We start from the raw sequence: 20,763 nt of genomic DNA, 5'->3' as shown, positions 1-20,763 counted from the left end.
ATTGTCTTAATTTCATTGGTGGCTTCTGTAGCACCTTCTGCTAGTTTTCGTACTTCTTCTGCCACGACTGAAAATCCTCGACCGTTCTCACCTGCTCTTGCGGCTTCTATTGCGGCATTCAAGGCTAAGAGATTGGTTTGTGCAGCTATTGCAGTGATTACTTCTGTGATTTGGCCAACTTTCTGAGAATTATCTTCAAGTTGAACGACTTCAATCTCCATAGCCTTGGATTGATTTATAAGCGTATCCATCTGACTAACAGCAGACTCTATCCCTTTAACACCAGTTTCCGCTAGTTGAGCAGTATGACTTGCCAGTTCATAGACATCTAACGAATGGCCGGAAATTTCTTGAATACCCTCAGACATCCTTTTGATTGAGTCCGCAGTAAGCTTGGTGTTTGATTGAACATTTTGAACCATCGTCGCCACTTCTTGGACGCCTTGTGTAATTTCTTCGCTAGCTCTGGCCAAATAATCGATGTTTGTGGAAAACCTTCCTGTGGAGAGTGCTAATTCCTCAGAGCTGGCGTTTGTACCCTGAATATAGGCCCTCAAGCCAGTGACCATTCCGTTATAAGCCTTTAGCATTTCTCCAATTTCACCTTTAGAATCCACTTTGTGTTCGTGCCTAAAATCTCCCGCTGTCACTTCTTTTAAAAGTTGAGCCGTCAGTACAATTGGTTTAATTAATGATGCAGCTGCAATGCGCCCTATAACAATGGCCAATATACTACTTGCAATTAGGATCACGATAGATACTCGAAATAAATCATTCCTGGCAGCCATGCTTGCATTTGCCGTAATAGTAACTGCCAGTTGTCCTATTTCCGCATTATTTATGTCGGTAAATGGTGCATAGCTTGTTAGAAAAGGCACTCCATTCTCGTTAGTTTGTATAACTGAACCATTAATACCTGTCCCCGGAAGTACGTCGTTAGTTGAAAATTTGTCCCCACTTTTCACTAATACTGTAATATCTGCTCCCGTTAACTGTTTGACCATTCCTATTTGATCGTTGGTAAGGTACTGGCCAAACACCAAATAGCCAACTTTTTCACCAGCACCTTTATTTTGAAGCACTTGAGCCACACCTACAAAGGCTAATCCATTCTGTGCCTGATACACTCCAGATAGAATCTTCTCTCCTGCTTGGGCTCTTATAAGTAAGGGATGTTTACTCAAATCGCCTGAATAACTCTCTTTTCCAAATGAATTTAGGACTGTTCCAGTCGCATCCATACTCAGTCCGAAGTCAACAGCAAAATCATCCGCGGCAATATTAACATTCTCGATAATCCAGTCGACATCATTTGCTTGGAATGCTATGTAGGAGTCGTCCCAAAAGCCATAAGTCTTCACTGCCTGCTCCATATTTTGCCCAATAAAAGCTATTGAATTAACAGCCGCTTGTGTAACAAACGTTGCTTGTTCGTGCTCCGTCTTCGATAAATCGTTGTTCACTGCCCAATAAGTAACCCCTCCTCCGATTAACACGGGAACTAAGGCAAAAGCTATTAAGATTACGAGAATTCTTGCTTTAACTGACACGTCTTTCAACCTCTCTTTGGTTATTTTTACAGCATTGTAGTTAATTTATTAAACGTGTGCGACTTTTATAATTGGCTTATTTCATACAATGAGGCTTATCCTGACACACTCCTTCCGATAGATTTCTTTCTTTTTCGCTACAGACGACTGTTTTTCCTTCAATTTATTCTAATCTTATAATTTTTTTCACAAAATAGCATTTCTTATAACTAATTCAGTTTAGTTCCCCTGGAACTCCTCTGACAACAATCTCAAACGTGTTTGTCTACAATAGATCCCCCAAAGCCCGACGGTCACAAGCCATTTCGATGGCGTTGGAAAAGTGAGCCTAATTAAAATCATCCTGTAACAACCAATAATAATTGACTGTTACAGGATGGTTTTTTCATCTTGCACTTACTTCTTAATTTGCAATGTTTTTAGCATCTCTAACTCCGCTAAATCATTGGAAACAGCTGCTTGTCTATTCTCTGCCGCAATAGCATCATAAATCTCACCACGATAGATCTTAATCTCTTTAGGAGCCTCAATGGTTATACGAATATTATCCCCTTTGATGCCTACCACCGTCACGACGATATTATCACCGATAACGATTCTCTCGCCTACTTTGCGGGTCAGTGCTAACATATTACTTTCCCCCTTTGACAGCCTCTTGCGGTAAGCCGTCAGGAAACAGTTTGTGACTGATAGAATACTCTTTCTTGTCTAGTATAACCTGCCTACCCATGCGGTTAACCCCATTCAAGACTAACGGTGCTAGTAGGTTAACCGTCATGTCTGCAACTTTTCCTCTAATTGTAGCAATCAAGAACACCATGGGAGGATTTTTATGGGACAGGTCCAACTCCTGAGCAACTTCGTCATCTAGAACAAATTCGTAATCCATAAAAAAAGCAAAAGGATCCACTAGTACAAAAGTCAAATTTGGCTCTATTGTTGACTGGAGGAAAGAAAAAGGAGTTTCGGGGTCGTATGGTAAATAAGCAAAACTCTTCTCCTCTGGAAAACCAGGGATTCCGTAGGGAAAGTTAAATAGTTGTTCTTCCTCCACGTCTAGTTCACCAAATCGAGTTGAATGTATTTTCATTAGTATTCCTCCTAAGGGTTTAAACTTTGACATCTATTGTTGAGAACTCAATACTCGGGTATTGAGTAACTTGTATATCGACATTACCTGGCTGGTAGTCACCGTCTACCTTACCGGGCTGGATAGTAACGTTTACTTTTCCAGCCATAGCATTTATCTCGGCAGGATTAGCCTGATAGTGAATCTTCGGGGCAGCAATAGGTGCCCAGGTGATTTCTGGAACATCTCCTATACTGGCATCGAAAGCTAAATTGGCAATCACATTTGTCTTAGTCTCAAACCGAGCCATTTGGTTACCTTCTTCCACAATCCGCGCAATAGTGTCCAAAGCCGTTTGCCTGCCAAGTTCAGCATTATCCCGGGCAAAGTCGGCGATATTTTTAAAGCCTATTGAATAACGATAAGGGGTTTGATCAATCGTCAACTCCCCTTTAGGCTGCCTAATCTCCAACGTCGCCGGCGTCCTCTCCATCTCCACCTTAGGTGGAGTAGACTGCAAATTCAACTTCGCATTTTGTGTATTATAATCCAGCCGAATCGGCTGAGTACTAATATTGATCCGAAGCACGAAACCTACTCCCTTCGGTCCGAAAAAACTCAGTAAAATATTTCACGGCTAATTCTTGTGTCAAAAAGACCTTACTTAAACGTACTCCGAAAGCATTCTCTAATCCGTCCCTCTTAGCCCAAGATGTTTTGCTTAACAAGGAGAGAAGCTTTAGATAAAGTAGCTAACCAAACTTAACGAAGACGAGAACCCAATACCAAGGGCTGAGCACAGGACGTGCGAAGCCGCCAACTGAGCCAGGGAGGGCGAATTTGGCGGGCACCCTCGACCCTCTAACGAGTCTGAGTTCTAGTTTGGTCTACGAGATCTAGGCTGACCGACTGTTAAGCAAAACATCCCGCCCTTACCTCATAAAATCCACTAAAGAAGGCTGAATAATCTGCGCCCCAACCGACAACGATGCCTTATAGACATTTTCTGAATTCTTGAACTCAATAATCGTTTTGGCGATATCTGCATCCTGGATAGCCGAAAGGTTTTGGATCAAATTGTAGGATGTTGTATCCAGTTGTTCCCTCAGTGCTGTCATCCGGTTTGTACGCGCTCCGATATTAGCACGATGCGCTAAGACATTATCAATATTTCCCTCAATATCCTTAAGAGAATCTTCGATTGCCGCTGAATTATTATCCCTTAACGCTGTACTTAAAGCACTCAAGGTATCAAATACCCCCGCAGCACCCGTCAGTGGTTCTTTAAACAAAGTCTGACCATTAACAGAAATAGGTAAGCTTAGATTATTCCCCACCTCAAATTTAACGTCCTCATTATTCCCTTGCCAGACAAATTCTGAGGTTACAGGATCCTTAGTTATGAGTTCCTTATCCGTTGCGGTCCCTGAAAAGATATACCTGGACCCATTCTTAGTATTTGCAACTAAACGAAGTTGCTCGAAAATCTGATCTACCTCAATAGCAATACTCTCCCGATCACTCTCAGATAACGTCCCATTTGAAGCTTGTACCGCAAGCTCTTTAACCCGTTGCAGCATGGACGTCATATCACCGAGGGTGCCATCCGTTGTATCCATTAGTCCCAAGGCCTCATCGGCATTGCTCTTCCACTGCTCAACAGCAGAGATACTACTCTTCATACGCAAAGCATTTTGTATTCCGACAGGATCATCTGAAGGGCGGGTGATCCTGTACCCAGAAGACATCTGGTTTTGGATCTGACTCATTCTTCCCTGAGATGCTTGCAGATTGCGTAATAAGTCTTGAGTCATCATGTTATTAGTTATACGCAAAGTAATCACCTGCTCCCATTTCTTAGTATAATTCTATCTTAAATAAGCTTCTACTTCTAAAAGCGGGAGGTTCCCTGTCCTATAGTCTTACCCCCTACATCCTTAGCGTGTCAGTCCCATACGATTGACAATGGTATCTAACATATCATCCATCATAGTCACCATACGGGCTGCCGCTGAATAACTCTTTTGGAATCGAACCAGATTCGTCATTTCTTCATCTAAAGAAACCCCCGAATAGGACTCTCGTTGGTTTGATAAATGTATGACTAAGACATCTTGTCCTGCTTTCATACGTTCCGCTTGTTGGACATCCACACCCATTTGTGCGACATTTGAGCCGTAATAGTCTCCAAAGGAAGCTCCTGATACAGGATTCTGAGGAATTCCATCGATTTCTCCAAATTTTCCAGAGGCTATCAAATCCTTCAGAGCACTCCATCCCCCGGATAAAGAGGAGAGGGCTCTAGCGATACTCCCATCTCCTACAGTCACCAGTGGATTACCCTCAGCATCCTGGGCATGAGTAGGTGGGTCTGTCTCGTTATTTAGAGGAATGGTTCCTGTGGCAATTCTATTAAGATCATTCTCAATGATAAAGTTCAACGTGATGGTGGAAGCCGTAATCACCGGGAGTTCTGGCGGGTTTGTCGTTGCTGGGTTCGAGCCATTTGTAAAGAAGTTAATCCCTACAGGACCCACTACAGAATCCGTTTGAGTTTCAGCGGTAAGCCCTTGCCCTGTCTGATGCAGCGCATTCACTGCACTGGCGATTCCTTGGGCCAGCTTGTCAAATTGATCTCCAAACTTGGGAAGGTCAACATCCCTTATTTCGATATTTGCAGCAAGCATTCCAACTTTACTCCCTAAGTCAACTTCCTTCTTGACTGGATTAAGGTCATCACTCCAGACGACAAGTGACGAATTATGACCATTAATTAATTTCTGCGGAGGGGGTTCTTCCAAAAATCGTACCGTACTGTCATCGACTAAGGTATTGTTCTCAGGCGAATTCTCATTCCCGATAATGACCTTGAAATTATTCACATTCCTATCTGTAAACGATGGATCCTTGGTTTCAACGACTCTCACACTGACTAGCTTTGATAGCTGATCCACGATAAGATCCCGTTGATCCCTTAAATCATTGGGGTTATCCCCGGCAACTTCTGACCGCTTGATTTGATCATTCAGATCTTTAATTTGTTGACCATAGGAATTGATTTGATGGATCTGCACGTTGATACTGGAATTTAAGTTCTCCCTCATGTCACTAACTTGCTGAGCGATGTGGTGAAAACTTTCCGTTAAGGTTAATGCTCGCTCACGAACCACCGAGCGGGCTCCCATATTCTCGGGATTTTTCGAGAGATCGCTCCAAGCATTCCAAAAATTATCCATATCAGTATGTAAACTATTATCTGAGGGTTCGTTTAAGATCCCCTCAATTTTCTGGAGAGTATCCTCCCGTCCCGCCCAATACTGTTGCTTTGATGTCTCTCCTCGAAACTGTCGATCCACATAGGCATCTCGAGCCCGGGTAACTGTTTCTAAGGTTACCCCCGAGCCTAAACTCATTTTCCCTCCGGCGACGGAGATTGTATAGGGTGTGGTTGTGGTCAAATTTCCGACCTGCCTGGTATAGCCCTGCGTATTAGCGTTAGCGATATTATGTCCTGTAATATTTAAAGCAGCCTGCTGGGAAGCCAGCGCTCTGCGTGATACCTCTAAACCAAAAAAAGTAGAACTCATATTTAAACCCTCCGATCTAGGAGATGAAGTTTTGGGATTCCCTCATCCTCTTTAAGATTTGTTGGATGGTGGTAAGTGTTTTTTTCCTGATGGGTTAACATGCCCACGGTAAATTCAACAACTTTCATCGCTTGTTGAAGAAGCTGAGTATTGGTCTCATGGATTCCTTGTAAGGCTCCAACCGCCCGGTCTAGATCCTTACGCACTTCTTGTAAATTAGGATAATGCTCTGCCAATTCTGCTAAGGTAAGGTCTTCCGGCGCCTTTCCAAGGTCAAGCCCGATTTGTTCAGCCCACAAAAGGCGTTCTTTTTCCAATCGACTTCCCTCAAGCAAAAGTAGTTCTTCCCGGACCGTGATTGCCTCAAGCTCTTGAAGATTATTTTTAATCAGGGCCTTTTGCTTGTGCCCTCCTAAAGTATTAAGCTCGTCATAGAGCGCAACCTGACATTTTAAGTTGTCCTCTAAGTTTCGCAGTATTTCAGACACGAATTTTCCCCCTCTGAGAAATCTAGGTTCGGTTCTTAAACATCAGGTAACGAAAAATTGGCTTTAAAAACGTTCTACGTTCTAATTAGTATCAAAAAGCTTTTCTGCAATTTTCTGTGCATTGACTTGAAACTCCCCACGGTCAATCTGTTCTGCAAGGGTTCTTACACGCTCCTCGCGAAGGTCAGGGATTTCTTTTGCCTTCTGCAGTAAAGCCTGAAAAACTTGCGCCTTATCTGAAACAGCCACTTTATCTGCTTCGGAAACCAGGGTTTTCTTGTGAACTTGATTGATCCGATTAGTTGCTTGAACGCTCCCAATCGGAGACATAGATGTTCCATCTATTTTCATATACACTCACTCCAAATACATACTCTTACTTTTATATCGACGATGACTCCTTAAAACTGAAGAGGAACTTTATGATGATCGAGGTAAAATTTCAGGAAATTATCACAGCTATTTTTCGTTTACTGTTATAATAGGTTGTGTTAAATAAAGGTTCTAAAGTTTAGCGGAAAATTTGTCGATGAATTATAGTAAGGCTTTAGAGATTCGTTATTACATAAAGCAGCAAGGGAGGTAGACCTCATCCCCTTATAGGATATAAACACTAGATAACCTAAGGCGTTGTGGTCAAAACTGTATGGATTTATCGACTATCATTGGAGTTATCGTCGGATTCGGCTTCTTGATCGTCGGCTATAGTTTAGAAGGGGGAACCGTCAGTTCCCTTGGGGGATTATCTGCGGCATTAATCGTTTTTGGCGGAACCGCTGGGGCAGTGTTAATTAGTTTTCCACTTTCAGACCTCAAAAATCTGCCTAAATGGTTTAAACTTGCCTTTACTTCCCAATCCTTCGGAACAGCCGAAGCCTACGAAACCCTTATACGATTTGCAGAAAAAGCACGACGAGAAGGATTACTTAGTTTAGAACAAGAACTTGAAGTTGTGACGGATCGCTTTACGAAGCAAGGCATGCAACTTGTCATTGATGGAACAGACCCTGAAATTACAAGGGAAATCCTGGAGTCGAATATTGCGGTCCTTGAGAAACGTCACAAGGTTGGAATCGCCGTTTTCGAAGCCGCTGGGGGATATAGCCCAACCATGGGAATTATCGGTACTGTTATGGGCCTTGTCATGGTATTAGGTAACCTTTCCGATCCTGATGCCCTTTCTCACTCTATCGCTGCTGCTTTTATAGCCACTCTTTATGGGGTTGGTAGCGCAAACCTTCTCTGGCTTCCCATCGCTACAAAGCTTAAGATGAAGGATAAAGCAGAGGTGGCGGCCATGGAAATGGTCTTGGATGGAATTCTCTCTATTCAAGCAGGAGAAAATCCCTCCATCCTCAAAGAAAAATTAAAAACTCACATTGGCACTACTATGCTGCCTTCTGAGGAGAAAGCTCAAGAGGGTATCGCCGAATCCAGGCGTGCCACTGCCAGTGAAAGCCGATGAGAAGAAAACGCGAACATGAAGCAGAAAAGGAAAATAGCGAACGTTGGCTGCTTACCTATTCCGATCTGATTACCCTGCTCATGATTTTCTTTGTCGTCCTTTATTCTATGAGTAAGGTCGATGCGGAACGCTTCCAAGCAATTGCCGAATCTCTCAACAAGGCCCTGGGCGGCGGTACTCCCGCGAAAATCGATATGGCGACAAATCCAGCCGGGCCTTCCTTGTTTCAGACTGGCAGCCCTTCCTCTAAGGCCACAGTTCCTGGCAAGGGTAGTGACCCGAATAATACAGCACATACCGAACCAGCAGATAGCGAGGAAGAGAACCCTTCAGGCCAAGGAAACACCGACGCTGAAAACCTGAGTATTGAAGGGATTAAGGCTAAGCTTGACCGGTTTGCAGCGGATAACGGAATTCAAACCAAACTGGTGTCTTCTATGGAAGAGAGAGGTCTAGTGGTCAGCATTCAGGAAACCTTGCTTTTTGCAAGCGGGTCAGCGACTATTGACTCAAAGGCTCGTGATATTCTCAGAAATATTTCCACAGTCCTTGCCTCAGCACCCAATCAAATCAGAGTTGAAGGGCATACGGATAATCTACCAATTCACACAGCCCAGTTCCCCAGCAATTGGGAACTGTCCGTGATCCGTTCGACCAACGTAGTACAGATTTTGCAAAACCAAGGAATCTCACCCAGCCGGCTCTCTGCAGCAGGTTACGGGGAATATAGGCCCATTGCGTCAAATGATAGTACCCAAGGGCAAAGCAAAAACCGCCGGATCGATCTGATTATTTTGCGCACCAAATATGACGTGACTGAACCGAACCAGACTCCGGCATCCGGCCCAGTTGCTCCTGCTAAATCAGTCACCCCCTAACACTAAAAGGCCAACCTATGAACCGCTCTATAGACCATTTCTGAGGCTAAACTAATTTGTTCAGGCTTTAACAGAGCGATGGTGTCCTCTGGGGTATGATTTTTATAGAGCCAGTCCTTAGCCATTAAAGTCACTGCTGGAATATGCGCTAAGGCGAAACTAATAGAATCACTATTGTGCCCAGCGGGTGGAGTTAACAGGGCACTGGCCCCGCACTCTAGAGCTGCTTCTTGAATAGCCTGGACTGCAATATTTTCTCCGTCAGCCCAAAGGGCGAAGTTACCGATCATTCCATTTCCGACAGTATCGACGTTCAGAACTGCTTGAATCTGGTGAAGAGGAAAGGTTGATGTATGGACAAAAGCCTGAGATCCTACAAACCCCATCTCTTCAGCACTCCAAAAAGCAACAACAATCGTACGTCTCGGAACCTTCTCTTCACGGAGAATCCTCCTTAGGACATCGAGGATACAGCCCACGCCTGAGGCATTATCATTAGCCCCTGGATAGATTCTTCCCTCGTAAACTCCCAGGTGATCGTAATGGGCAGTTAGTAGTATTATTTCTTCCGTACTCTCACCCATTAATCCCCCTAAAAGATTGACACAGGGAGATCTTAGTCTTGTGTTTTGTCCAGGTTTAAAGGTTAGCCGACCATTGATCCGAGTTTCCACCACCGGTGGAATGGTAAAGGCTTGTAAAAAGCCAGTATTAGGGTCCCCCATGGGCCGTAGACCGAGCATGCTTAATTGACTGGCTAAATACTCTGAAGCTTTAGTCTCCCCTATAGATCCTGCTCTACGACCTTGCATCTCAGGGGCGGTTAAAACATAAATATCATCCATAGCCGTGCGATGTAGGCTTTCTAAATCAATGACTTGATTTAGTTCAGGCTCAGGCGCAGGGGGCAACAATAATTCAACTGCTGGTCGCCCAAGCTTCGTCTTGATACTCTCTCCCAAACGATTCGGCAAAAAACTCCAGGGTAACATAACAGCTCCAAGACCAAGTAGGGTTTTAATAAAAGCTCTGCGCGTCTGCATGATTAATCCTTTCTAAGAGGAGAATGACTATGTCCTTACGAATTAATACTCCACATCAACCTCTAGCTCCCACTCATGACTCTCAAAATTCTGTGGAGCGCAATAATGAGTTTAGCGGGGTCTTATCTCAGACCCAGAAAATCCAGCGCCTTGAACTTCAAGCCTTTCTCGGTCGGCTTGAAACCCAAGGAAAAAAGTTAGCCCATTCCCTTTCCATCCGAGATCTTAAGGATTTTCGGGATATGGTCAAATCCTTTCTGCGTTCAACCTTTGGGCAAAGCCGTAAGATGCAGGAGGATACCTCCTGGGATTATCAAGGCCGCCCCAAGGTTATGGCACGAGTCGGAAAAATTGATCATGCCTTAGACGAGCTTGGCAAACAGCTTCTCGATCAACAAGCCAAACCCCTTGAGGTTTTATCTAAGATCGATGAAATTCGAGGGTTGATCGTCGACCTTTTCGCGTAAATGTTGAGTGACTCCTTCAACTAGATAAAACAAGAAAGAGGTGTACCCCTTTGGCCCACGCATCAATTTCCAATACCTACGAAGACTTTGTAAAAGGGTTTCACCCCAAGAGTGGACTGGATCTTAAGTTTTATAAGCAAAACCAAATGCAGCGTCGAATTCTTAGCTTTATGAATTCTCACGGCTATCCAACCTATCCAGAGTTTCTAAAGGCACTAAATGTTGACCCTGTCTTATATGACGCCTTCTTTAAACATTTAACCATTAACGTCTCTCAATTTTTCCGGGATGCCAACCAATGGAAAACACTGCGAGAGACTATTATCCCCTTACTTCTCCAAAACAAAACTCCTCTGAGACTATGGAGTGCAGGTTGTTCAAGCGGGCAGGAACCCTATTCTTTAGCTATGACCTTAATGGAGCACTTCTCAAGTGCTAAGTTTAGCATACTGGGTACGGATATTGATGTCAATGTACTGAAGCAAGCCACAAACGGCCTCTACAAACAAAATGATTTTGCGAGCACTCCGCCGGAATTCTTGCAAAAGTATTTTACCCCATCCGACAAAGGGTATCAAATCAAAGACACCGTGAAACGACAAGTCACTTTCCAACACCAAAACCTGCTAACGGATCGCTTTCAAACAGGCTTCGATTTTATAGCCTGTCGCAACGTCGTCATTTACTTCACTGAAGAAGCTAAGGAACTGCTCTACAAGAAATTCACGGACTCTTTACGCCCCGGCGGAATCCTCTTCACCGGCAGCACGGAACATCTCTTCGGCCTAAACCACCTCGGCCTCAAACCCGTATCCTCCTTCTTCTACCAAAAACAGTAATGGGGTCAGACCCCCACACAAAGGGAAACAATTCTGACAATTCCGTCCCTCTCAAGCAAAGAAGGCTCTGACTCAAAATAATGAGTCAGAGCCTTTTTATTACTATTTAATTAACTAAGACATTGACGTTCATACTGTTGGACAAATTCCTCTAAGGGATAAGTAACTCCTTTGCCTTTAACCTCCAAGGACACCTGTTGAGCACTAGGATTAAATCCAATAAACTTCATTCCGAGTAGTTTGGCCATCTTAGACAATTCGATCCGCGTACCTCGCCCGAAATCTTGTAAATGCATCCAATACACGCCCCTTTTTCTTGTCTTGTAACTGACTCCAAAAAGATAATGGGTGTTCCATTTGGAAACGTTATGAAGTTAGTATTATCATATCCTATTCTCAGGGGCCTTTCAACTCTCTTAATCAAAGATATGTTTTTTTAATACCTTTCTCCCGCTGACTCTTAAGTTTGCCCCCATAAACCTAAGACACTCATACCGGCTAAAATTAAGGTACATCCCAGGATTTTGGGTAAGGTGAGATCTTCATTAAGAAGAATCGTACCATAAAGAATAGCAATTACGTATCCCAAGGAGACCAGTGGATAGGCATAACTAAGCTCCCAACGTGAAATTACAACGAGCCAAAGAATTGAACTTACACCAAAGCAAACAAAACCCATAAAAATTGCAGGGGTTAAAATAATGGATCCCAGTTGCCTCCAAATTCCCGTTACCGTGACATTCCCATACTGAACCATACCCAGACGAAACAAAAATTGTCCTGTAGCTCCTAGTAAAATAGAAACTAAAGCAATTGCTAAAGGACGCACCTCGAAGATTAACGACATTAAATCAATACTCCTTGAAAAACAGCTTTTTCTGATGATAAACTTGATCTTGATATCAATTAAGTTTTCTCAATTATGGGCTTATTTATACTTCTAAGCTTTCATACATTATAAGACCGATCACGCCTCTGTGATCGGTCTTGATTATTTTAGTCAATATCGGCCTTAGGCATTAGCATTCATCATGGGGAAAGCATGACCCGATTTCTCCCAGCTCTTTTAGCCTCGTATAAGGCCAAATCTGCTTTCTCTACAATCAAGCTAATATCCTTCACCGTGTCTGGATAAATTGCGATACCAATTGATACGGTGATGTTTATAACTTGACCGTCAATTAGGTAGAATCTATGATCCTGAACAGTTGATCTGATTCGCTCTGATACCACTAGCACTTTATCTCTTGGGCAGTCCGTCATTAATACAGAAAATTCATCTCCACCGTTACGAGATACAATATCTGAATAGCTGCATGAACTTAATAAGATTTTGCCTAAATCCTCAAGTATCTTATCCCCATTTTGGTGCCCATAGGTGTCATTTATCTTTTTGAAATAATCAATGTCCATAAAAAGCAAGGTAATTAAGCTTTGATCCGATAAGTTATGCATAATTCTATTCAGCTCATTATCGAACTGTCGTACGTTGTTTAGTCCTGTACGATGGTCTTTTGCTGAGTCAATTTGGTATTTTCTATAGAGAAATCTTGTTAAATCAAGATATCGAACGTAAAGATACAGGAGACTGGAAACTATAGATAAACCTAGCCAATAAGTCAAAATTGTTCTGGCTAACAGGTGTTGATTATCAATCACTATAGAAAAGATTATGGTGGGTACGATTAAGATGTATATACTCATAATAATCCACTTTTTCAGGGTACTTGCTATATATTTAGCGATAAAGGCGCAGCCAACCCCTATTACAACGGCTGTTATGGCCGATAGGATTGAAGTATAGGTCAACCCGTCAAAAAACAATCTAAAAATGCCGATCATTAAGCCAGTTATCATTGCAGCCGTAAAACCGCAGTATGTTGCAGATAAGATTGTTGCAATATTTCGGAAGTCTAGAATGACACCGGGCATGACTTGAACACTGTTAAACATTAACAATGCTCCTAATAAACCCGCCATGGATGCGAAAAATACCCTTAACTTCAACGGTGAAGAGGGGGTAATTTCTTGATTAATCAGAAGTTGATTACCTATACTAACCACTGCTATAATGCTCGTTACATTTAGAAGAAGGTCTTTTAGCATTGTCAACCTCCATATATGTATACTAACTTAACTTAAATTCGACATTTGTTATAATATTCCTCCATCTTACCTTCTCTCACCAAAAAGTCATTCTGTACTAAGCAAATCAATAATTTTATTTACAGACAGGACACTCTTATTTGTACTATATAAAAAACTTATTAATAGGTAGCAAGGTGTAAAAAATATTTTGTACTATACAAAATATTGTGATATATTTTTCTGGAAATGTGAAAACGTTTTATTTATAGTATGAAATAGGAGGGAAAAAAGATGACTGTCAGAGATGAGTTACTAGCACTTGTAGAGAAAATGAATACCAACCCAGAGCATATTGCTTCAGAAAAGGATCGTATTTTCCAGATTGATTTAGAGGAAAGCGGCCCCTTACAAATCGTCTTCAAAGCCGGACAGGTGGAAATCGTCGAAGGAACCTCACCGGATGCTGAAGTAACCCTTATCCTTAATGAAAAAAACTTCTCAAAACTGCTCCAAAATAAACTGAATACTACCATGGCCTTTATGACAGGTGGCTTAAAGGTTGAAGGAAAATTGGGTTTGGCCTTAAAGCTCCAAGAAATTGTTAAGGCTTATCAATAAGAAACTTATTTATTACTTCTATAATGAATGAACAATCAGTCAAGAGTTGGCCTGCAAATCTTTCATTATTTCAGATTTCAGTACTATAGAGTACCCCCTTAGGTTAACGAAATAAACGTCTGACTAAAAACTACTCATAAAAAACTGAAGGGAAACCGCTGATGCCTAATTGGCACCATCAGTTTCCCATGATGTTTTGCGAAGTCAACCTATAAGCCGAGTTATAGAACGCTATGGCAGGGGGGTTTACTAGGTTATGGGAAGATCATGTTCGGATGCATAAGGAGTGTATAAATATACATTAATATGCAATTCCATTTCCTCCGATAAAAAAAATTATTGGAGGTTATTTTTATGGAATTCTGTGAAGCGTATCAAATGTTTCTGGAGTACGTCGAGGCGCGAGGTCATTCACCATTGACGGTCTCATCGTATCGGCAAGATCAGAGAAGTTTCCAAACGTTCTTGTGGGAGAAAACCATTGACCCTCATCTTGACAATCTAGATGCCAAGATTGTTAGGCGTTACATCGTTTGGATGAAAGGAAAGGGCTATTCTCGTGCAACGATGAAGCGGAAAATCGATTCTCTAAGTTCCTTCTTTAATTATACCGAATTCGAAGAGCTGATTCAATCAAATCCTTTAAAAAAAGTAGACCGAATAAAGAAACCCAAGCTATTACCTCGTTTTCTATCTGATGATGAGGTTCACAGACTGATCTATGCAGTGGATCATTACAAGGCTTTAAATCGTTTAGGAAACAAAGCCATGATTCGAATCCTCCTGTACTGCGGTCTGCGCCGCTCCGAACTCTTCAACCTGGATTGGTCAGACATCGACTTCTGTAGAGGAACGATCCTTGTCCGTTTAGGAAAGGGTGAAAAAGATCGAGTGCTGCCTATGAACTCAGAGGTTAATCAATGTCTGTGGGAGTATCTTCAGTTCCGTTTGCCTCTGGCTTGTCCAGCGGTTTTCACAAACCATTATGGCAATCGAATGAAACCTAATAACCTTATGCGGTTATTACGAAAATTAGCTATGAAGGCCGGTATTCAGAAGGCCTTAACAGCTCATTTAATGAGGCACACCTTCGCAACAATGGTACTAAAGAAGACAGATATCGTGACTCTTCAAAAAATGCTAGGTCACTGTGATCTCAGCACGACTCAAATCTATGCCCATACAAGCACCGAAAGAATGGCTCAAGCGGTTGAAAACCTACTAATTTAAATTAGAGAGCCAAGGCTTAAAAAAACCTTTGATGTAGATGTGTATAATCCCCACCTAAAATACTAGCGGTTCGCCTGAGTGGTGCAAACTTGCAATTCACTCCTCATAACGACCTATATTATCTTCTTTTTCATACTATTCACAAGCCAATGCACAATACAGGGTACGCTAACCCCTTATGGTGTATTGGCTATCTTAGGTTAAAAAAGAGATTTAAGCGTACCATTCCATTGGAATTAATTTTTCTCCATTCCTCCATTCCACTACTTCATAGACACCTTTAATATCTCCATATATACTACTATCTGCGTGGTCAAGAATAATACATTGCCAAGCACCTTTTTTTGCACAAATAGAATTTGCAACAGTTTTGGAGAAATCTGTAATTGGGAAAGTTGAATCTTAGGACGTTCCGGATCTGTCTCTTGGTTCCACCATCCCGAGGCCACATTTCCTAAAACACCTAACTGTGCAATGCCTAAAGCACCCATCCAAATTATTTCTCGACGTGTAAAATTCTTTTTGGACACTTTAAGCACCTCCATAGCTTTATTACCCTTTATTCTACCTTTAAAATTTTACCTTGTGATCGAACATCCATTTGTTGTAGGTATGACGCCATAAGAATGATGATTATTCCTCCTATAACTACATACCAAAATGGCTTGCTTCCCTTAGCCGAAGCCACTCAAAATAACCTTCCCCTATTTCGAACCGTCGAGAATAAACAACATATGCGTTGAACATGAATTAGCCCTCCTGTTGTCGCAACTCCAAAAGACGTTTTATATTACCGATGCAACAAGAACCTTCTGGGTTATTTACCTCGCAGCCACAACGACCAGCCTTTGTATGTGAGGTTATTTCCTCTAAAGCGGTAGTTCTGCCAGTTTCCTCAAGTTCTTGTATCACCCTTTTCTTAGTCCATCCGAAACAGTAACAAACTGGACAGTCTTCCTCATTGCTTTTTGTGAATACTTCGACTTTAATGTCTGTTGTTAGAAACATCTGTAGGTTTTCGCTAAAATAAATTACGGAACAAGCTTTGTTAGTACACATTTTATAAGAAGCTAAGGGTTCTAGATTAGCTAATGCACTTGGTACTAACAGGCTTTTCAAAGTAATGATTTTCATTGGTTTGCCCTTATCTCCGCACTCCGGGCAACTATGCCCAAAGTCAAACTTTACTGGTTGGATTTCAATAGCAGAACAATCCTCCACTTTTTCACCATCTCTCTATAGAATTGGGTTTATTATATCACAGGAAACACAGCAAGGCTGTTTGCAGCCCAAATGGAGACATAACAACTGAAGATATACACACTCTACAGCTTATAGTCTTTTTACATAAATTTGTCTAAAGGATATCAATGCTTACCAGATCGAATAAGCGTTCGTCTTTTACCACCATGACAATAGCACCAGCTTCCTATCAACGAGGACACTGGTGCTATTGGTATTTGTTTAATATTTACGAATGACCTGGCTTTTCAGTTTGTCTTGGCTCTTTCACATCAATGATATCAGTAGTATCGGTAGCACTCTTAAATTCTTTAATACTTTTCCCCAGAGAGCGCCCTAAATCGGGCAATTTCCCTGGCCCAAAGATTATTAAAGCAATAACTAAAATTACAACCGCTGTTGTAGGAGTGACAAAACCAAAGGTAATCATCACGTATATCCTCCTTTTTAGCAAAAGTACATAAAGTGAAGGAAATTAACTATTAATCACTTAAAATTAGAATTAGATGAATAGTCTTCGTTAGATATTTTTAGTGCCTCTCACATATATGCAAGAGGCATTATATTAGGAGAAGGAAAAGCATGATCAATGTGCCGAACTATACACCTCAGCAGATTCTTGAAGAATTAACAAATGTGATTCTACTAAACCGATCAAAAGCAAAGCAAACCCTCTAAAGAAATCTTCTGTTGTAGAATCAAGTAGATTCTGTACAAATTTAGCAATCCATGTCATTAGATGATTCTTAATGAAGCTCTTCTGCTTCTGAAGAAGAGCTCCTAATTCTTCAGACTCCGATTTCTCGATTGATTCTAAAGACTTCACCGTCAGGTAATAGATATACTCAAGTTCTGCACCTAAAAAGTCATCTGGCACAGAATTCATATTTGCCATCACAATATTGTTATCGAGATATTGCTTACGAACTTCGATTGTACTTTCATCCATTAGTTTCGGCTTAGGTTCATCACTTATATAAATTGAGGGGTATGGGCTTACAGGGGGTTTTCCCGGACCAATAAACAGCCTTGTATATTCTCTATTTAAAACAGCTTCACAAGAAGCAAGGTTTTTTTCAATGAGTGCTTTTTGAATCGTAATGATACCCTTGACTAAATTATCATCGTCTGCTTCTTCTTTGAGCAATTCACTATAAACGACTCGAAAGTGGTCCAGCAGTTCCTTTTTGGGCCCTAGAGTAATGATGTTGCTCAGGAAGCGATAAAGTTCCTGTTGCGTAGTAAGGACCTGTTTTAGCTCTTCGATTTCCACTAATCAAGCCTCCATTCTTTTCTAGAGAATAATGGAGCCAGGGCGAGCGCCCTGGCTCATAGAGAATATTATTTTATACTTTTTTAACCTTGATGATCATATCCGCATAACAGGGCATACCCATAATAGGGCTATGAGCATTTGGATCAACTAAACCACTGTGGTTGGGCGTATAATCCTTACTCTTAGAAGTTGGACCTATTCCAGGAGAGAAACGACCACCCGTACCGAATCCGAGTTTAATTGTACCGGGTCTCATTCCCTCTGTAACATAAACCTTACCTTTTTCTTGTGCACCGAGAGGATTCTCCAAAATGGCTAGATCTCCCGTTTTTAGACCCAATGCTTTAGCATCACTAGCGTTAATGGCAATCGTACCAACACAGAACGTCCCAGTCTTAAATTCTTTTTCAACTTCCTCTAATTCGCCTTTAGCATTCATATCAATAATCTTATGCTTAAACGAGTTATTCAGAGGCATCCATGTTCCTTCTACCGGAGTCTCAGACAACCAAGGTACCATTTGGGTTCCTGTCATTGCATGGTGGACACGACCGCAAATTAGCTGGAACGGATACTCATCCTTATACTTGGCATATTCCATATTTGTATAAGGATTCCACTTTGTTTCAAACCAGTAAAAGGTATTAGGATATTTATCATACCCAATTTCTTTTAATCCGCGTGGAATTATACTCGTTTCGCTGATGAGCTTGTTGTATTTTTCATAACCACTAAACGTGAATTCGAACAATTTAGAGTTAGTCTTGGCTACAGCCTTGCTCGCTACATACTTACCTGCTTCTTTATCAAATACCTTAAAGCGGTTCCAACTCATGGGCCAAACAGCGACCCCTTTGTTCTTGCGCATCCAGTCAACGGTTACAAGTTCGCCTTTTACAACTTTCTTCTCATGATCAATGGTGACCCGACCTGCATCCAGTGAATCTGGTGTCCCCTGAAGTTTATATCCCAAGGGAAGATGAGGATAGGGTACAGGTTCTCCTGCATGGTTTCGACCTGGAGCAGGTGCCAGCATTTCATTCACGAAATCTTCTTCGCTCTTATACTTATCCCAGAAGTCGCTTGCCTTAAAATCCGTATCTCCGAGGTCACTTAATTTCTTAGCAAGCATATTCATAATGTCCGTCGGACATTTACTCTCATGGAGGGGATTTATAACCCGATCTCTTAACCAGAGAACTTGATGCGATGGATAGACGTCAGAGAGACTCATCCGCTCAGCATAACTTGCTTCTGGTAGAATGACATCCGCATACATACCTGTTTCCAAATAGAGCGTATCAATGTTTACGACGAGTTCCACTTTGTAGTTCCCACTGGAATCCTTTGCAGTCAGAGCATCAATCCAGTCCTTAGTATTCCCACCTGTCATAACTGGATTACCAGTTCGGATCATAAATCCTTTAATAGGATATTTATGCCCCTTAAGTGGCCCATAATTTAGAGTAACCCCTTCTCTAAATCTTCTTGGATAGTCTCCAACAACATCATCCCATGCTGCGGGCCAATCTCCATACAAATCCATGTGCAGGTGTTCAACTTCACCTTCTACTTCTATGCCATCTACAGCTCTTTTAACTTTCTTCTTCTTAAAGTTAGACCCTTTAGCGTCTCCACCCTTGTCACACTTAACGAGTTCAGTATCAATGGCACCACCCGGCACATCAATATTTCCAGTGATAATATTAAGAGCTGTTCCGATAATAGATGCTGGATAGCCATTGAAATGATGCCCTGGGCTTTGCATACCCCAGACCAGAGCTGCTGGTTTAGTGATCCCAAATTCGTGAGCTACTTCAGCGATCTGTTCTTTAGAGAGCCCGGTTCTATCCGCTGCCCACTCTAGACTGAAGTAAGACTTACCATTGATAGGATCAGTTTTTCCCCACCAAGCTTTAAATTCAGTGTCAAACTCATCCCAACCCACACTAAGATCTTTGAAACTCCAATCAATATATTTTCTAAAAGGGTTGCTTTGATTATCGTTTTCTAAGATATATCTTAGCATTGCTGCAAAAAGATCACCGTCCGTACCCGGTCTAATAGGCAACCATTGGTCAGCTTGGGAAGCAGTATTGGTATGGGCCGGATCGACTACGATAACCTTGCAACCATTCTCTACTTTAGCACCCACTGTTCCTCTGCTCTCGTAATTAATACGTGTCGCTACAAATGGGTTCCAACCGACATAAATAATAAGCTTAGAGTAATAGGTGTAGTCTTTTTTCAGACTGCCATCCGGCTGTCTGACGAGGACTGGACGCATAACATCGGGTTCAATCCTCTTACCGCCTAGCATTAACTTAGGCCCATGGCGACGTGGGGTATCACAGATTGAACCATGTTCTACACAGTTCGGTGTTCCAAAAGCATGAAATAGCCTATAATATTGATCTCTGTCCGTAACATCCCCAGCGTCCATGATAACTGACTCTGGACCGTAGGTTTTCTTGATATCCACTAATTTTTTACCAATATAGTCAATGGCTTCTTCCCAGGTTGCCCGTCTAAACTTCCCTTCTCCCCGTTCCCCTTCCCTAATCAGAGGGTACTTATTACGGTCAGGTGAATATACCAATTGCATCCCTGATGCACCTTTAGCACAACAAGCACCATCGTTAAAAGGACAGCTTTCATTTCCGTAGATCTTAATAATCCGACCGTCCTTAACCCACATTTCCATTCCGCACTCACTTGGGCACATTACATCTGCGGTATACTTTACTTCTACATTACCCAAGCTATTTGCCAGTTTCTCTGATTCCTCTGCTGAAACTTCTTTTATGTTCAGCATATTTGCGCCAAAACCCATTCCTGCCGTAGCTGTGACTGCAGCAGAAATCTTTAAAAAATTCCTTCTTGAAAGAGAAAAGGAATTATTTTTGCTAGACATAGTATACCT

23 protein-coding genes are annotated in these 20,763 nt (G+C 41.9%); 6 read left to right on the top strand and 17 right to left on the bottom strand.

Annotated elements, in window-relative coordinates; all coding sequences use genetic code 11:
• From HGJ98_RS13525 to flgM, 8 genes are all read right to left on the bottom strand, one after another.
• On the bottom strand, positions 1 to 1,550 hold a 1,550-nt coding region (locus tag HGJ98_RS13525), incomplete at its 3' end, for a methyl-accepting chemotaxis protein (RefSeq protein ID WP_291351936.1).
• Positions 1,551 to 1,946: 396 nt separating this feature from the next.
• On the bottom strand, positions 1,947 to 2,180 hold the full coding sequence (gene csrA / locus HGJ98_RS13520; RefSeq protein ID WP_291351935.1) for a carbon storage regulator CsrA: 234 nt from the start codon (positions 2,178 to 2,180) through the stop codon (positions 1,947 to 1,949).
• 1 nt (position 2,181) lies between these two features.
• A complete protein-coding gene (gene fliW / locus HGJ98_RS13515) occupies positions 2,182 to 2,640 on the bottom strand; it encodes a flagellar assembly protein FliW (RefSeq protein WP_291351934.1) in 459 nt (152 codons plus the stop codon).
• A 19-nt stretch (positions 2,641 to 2,659) separates the two neighbouring features.
• The gene (locus HGJ98_RS13510) at positions 2,660 to 3,208 is read right to left on the bottom strand and encodes a DUF6470 family protein (protein WP_291351933.1); all 549 of its coding nucleotides are present in this window, start codon (positions 3,206 to 3,208) and stop codon (positions 2,660 to 2,662) included.
• A 343-nt stretch (positions 3,209 to 3,551) separates the two neighbouring features.
• Positions 3,552 to 4,463, bottom strand: coding sequence for a flagellar hook-associated protein FlgL (gene flgL, locus HGJ98_RS13505; protein WP_367142733.1), 912 nt, complete (start codon positions 4,461 to 4,463; stop codon positions 3,552 to 3,554).
• Positions 4,464 to 4,556: 93 nt separating this feature from the next.
• Complete coding sequence (flgK, locus tag HGJ98_RS13500; protein WP_291351931.1) at positions 4,557 to 6,206, bottom strand: flagellar hook-associated protein FlgK; 1,650 nt, start codon at positions 6,204 to 6,206, stop codon at positions 4,557 to 4,559.
• A 2-nt stretch (positions 6,207 to 6,208) separates the two neighbouring features.
• Entirely contained in the window at positions 6,209 to 6,694 is a 486-nt protein-coding gene (locus HGJ98_RS13495) for a flagellar protein FlgN (RefSeq protein WP_291351930.1), read from the bottom strand.
• 81 nt (positions 6,695 to 6,775) lie between these two features.
• Positions 6,776 to 7,045, bottom strand: coding sequence for a flagellar biosynthesis anti-sigma factor FlgM (gene flgM, locus HGJ98_RS13490; protein ID WP_291351929.1), 270 nt, complete (start codon positions 7,043 to 7,045; stop codon positions 6,776 to 6,778).
• Between the two features lie 295 nt (positions 7,046 to 7,340).
• Here flgM and HGJ98_RS13485 point away from each other — a divergent pair, with 295 nt between their 5' ends.
• Both HGJ98_RS13485 and HGJ98_RS13480 read left to right on the top strand, forming a co-directional pair.
• Positions 7,341 to 8,159, top strand: coding sequence for a flagellar motor protein (locus tag HGJ98_RS13485; protein WP_291351928.1), 819 nt, complete (start codon positions 7,341 to 7,343; stop codon positions 8,157 to 8,159).
• On the top strand, positions 8,156 to 9,037 hold the full coding sequence (locus tag HGJ98_RS13480) for a flagellar motor protein MotB (protein WP_291351927.1): 882 nt from the start codon (positions 8,156 to 8,158) through the stop codon (positions 9,035 to 9,037). The genes HGJ98_RS13485 and HGJ98_RS13480 overlap by 4 nt, the downstream gene beginning before the upstream one ends.
• A gap of 2 nt (positions 9,038 to 9,039) precedes the next feature.
• On the opposite strand, the gene HGJ98_RS13475 is transcribed toward HGJ98_RS13480, so the two are convergent.
• Positions 9,040 to 10,080: a M20/M25/M40 family metallo-hydrolase gene (locus tag HGJ98_RS13475; protein WP_291351926.1), complete on the bottom strand. Its 1,041-nt coding sequence runs from the start codon at positions 10,078 to 10,080 to the stop codon at positions 9,040 to 9,042.
• A 29-nt stretch (positions 10,081 to 10,109) separates the two neighbouring features.
• Here HGJ98_RS13475 and HGJ98_RS13470 point away from each other — a divergent pair, with 29 nt between their 5' ends.
• Together HGJ98_RS13470 and HGJ98_RS13465 are read left to right on the top strand one after the other, a co-directional pair.
• Entirely contained in the window at positions 10,110 to 10,547 is a 438-nt protein-coding gene (locus HGJ98_RS13470) for a YaaR family protein (protein WP_291351925.1), read from the top strand.
• A 50-nt stretch (positions 10,548 to 10,597) separates the two neighbouring features.
• The gene (locus tag HGJ98_RS13465) at positions 10,598 to 11,386 is read left to right on the top strand and encodes a protein-glutamate O-methyltransferase CheR (protein ID WP_291351924.1); all 789 of its coding nucleotides are present in this window, start codon (positions 10,598 to 10,600) and stop codon (positions 11,384 to 11,386) included.
• Between the two features lie 110 nt (positions 11,387 to 11,496).
• Here the strand turns inward: HGJ98_RS13465 and HGJ98_RS13460 are convergent, their stop codons facing one another.
• The 3 genes from HGJ98_RS13460 to HGJ98_RS13450 all read right to left on the bottom strand — a co-directional run bounded on the left by HGJ98_RS13460 (position 11,497) and on the right by HGJ98_RS13450 (position 13,492).
• Entirely contained in the window at positions 11,497 to 11,682 is a 186-nt protein-coding gene (locus HGJ98_RS13460) for a hypothetical protein (protein ID WP_291351923.1), read from the bottom strand.
• Between the two features lie 164 nt (positions 11,683 to 11,846).
• Positions 11,847 to 12,233 carry an EamA family transporter gene (locus tag HGJ98_RS13455; protein ID WP_291351922.1) on the bottom strand — a complete coding sequence of 129 codons (387 nt, stop codon included), beginning with the start codon at positions 12,231 to 12,233 and terminating at the stop codon, positions 11,847 to 11,849.
• A 182-nt stretch (positions 12,234 to 12,415) separates the two neighbouring features.
• On the bottom strand, positions 12,416 to 13,492 hold the full coding sequence (locus HGJ98_RS13450; protein ID WP_291351921.1) for a diguanylate cyclase: 1,077 nt from the start codon (positions 13,490 to 13,492) through the stop codon (positions 12,416 to 12,418).
• Positions 13,493 to 13,765: 273 nt separating this feature from the next.
• On the opposite strand from HGJ98_RS13450, the gene HGJ98_RS13445 reads away from it, so the two are divergent.
• Positions 13,766 to 14,092: an SCP2 sterol-binding domain-containing protein gene (locus tag HGJ98_RS13445; RefSeq protein ID WP_291351920.1), complete on the top strand. Its 327-nt coding sequence runs from the start codon at positions 13,766 to 13,768 to the stop codon at positions 14,090 to 14,092.
• Positions 14,093 to 14,446: 354 nt separating this feature from the next.
• Positions 14,447 to 15,322 carry a tyrosine-type recombinase/integrase gene (locus tag HGJ98_RS13440; protein WP_291351919.1) on the top strand — a complete coding sequence of 292 codons (876 nt, stop codon included), beginning with the start codon at positions 14,447 to 14,449 and terminating at the stop codon, positions 15,320 to 15,322.
• Positions 15,323 to 15,535: 213 nt separating this feature from the next.
• Here the strand turns inward: HGJ98_RS13440 and HGJ98_RS22420 are convergent, their stop codons facing one another.
• The 5 genes from HGJ98_RS22420 to HGJ98_RS13415 all read right to left on the bottom strand — a co-directional run bounded on the left by HGJ98_RS22420 (position 15,536) and on the right by HGJ98_RS13415 (position 20,754).
• Complete coding sequence (locus tag HGJ98_RS22420; protein WP_367142734.1) at positions 15,536 to 15,643, bottom strand: hypothetical protein; 108 nt, start codon at positions 15,641 to 15,643, stop codon at positions 15,536 to 15,538.
• Positions 15,644 to 16,072: 429 nt separating this feature from the next.
• Positions 16,073 to 16,543, bottom strand: coding sequence for a (2Fe-2S)-binding protein (locus HGJ98_RS13430; RefSeq protein ID WP_291351917.1), 471 nt, complete (start codon positions 16,541 to 16,543; stop codon positions 16,073 to 16,075).
• 250 nt (positions 16,544 to 16,793) lie between these two features.
• A complete protein-coding gene (locus tag HGJ98_RS13425; protein WP_291351916.1) occupies positions 16,794 to 16,994 on the bottom strand; it encodes a twin-arginine translocase TatA/TatE family subunit in 201 nt (66 codons plus the stop codon).
• A 156-nt stretch (positions 16,995 to 17,150) separates the two neighbouring features.
• A complete protein-coding gene (locus HGJ98_RS13420; RefSeq protein ID WP_291351915.1) occupies positions 17,151 to 17,837 on the bottom strand; it encodes a molecular chaperone in 687 nt (228 codons plus the stop codon).
• Positions 17,838 to 17,910: 73 nt separating this feature from the next.
• A complete protein-coding gene (locus HGJ98_RS13415; RefSeq protein ID WP_291351914.1) occupies positions 17,911 to 20,754 on the bottom strand; it encodes a molybdopterin-dependent oxidoreductase in 2,844 nt (947 codons plus the stop codon).
• Between the last annotated feature and the right edge of the window lie 9 nt (positions 20,755 to 20,763).

It is taken from the genome of Desulfosporosinus sp. (assembly GCF_014237355.1).
In the GTDB taxonomy this organism is placed as follows: Bacteria; Bacillota; Desulfitobacteriia; order Desulfitobacteriales; family Desulfitobacteriaceae; genus Desulfosporosinus.
Note: the sequence above shows the minus strand (reverse complement) of the source record. Positions and strands in the feature narration are given on the sequence as shown.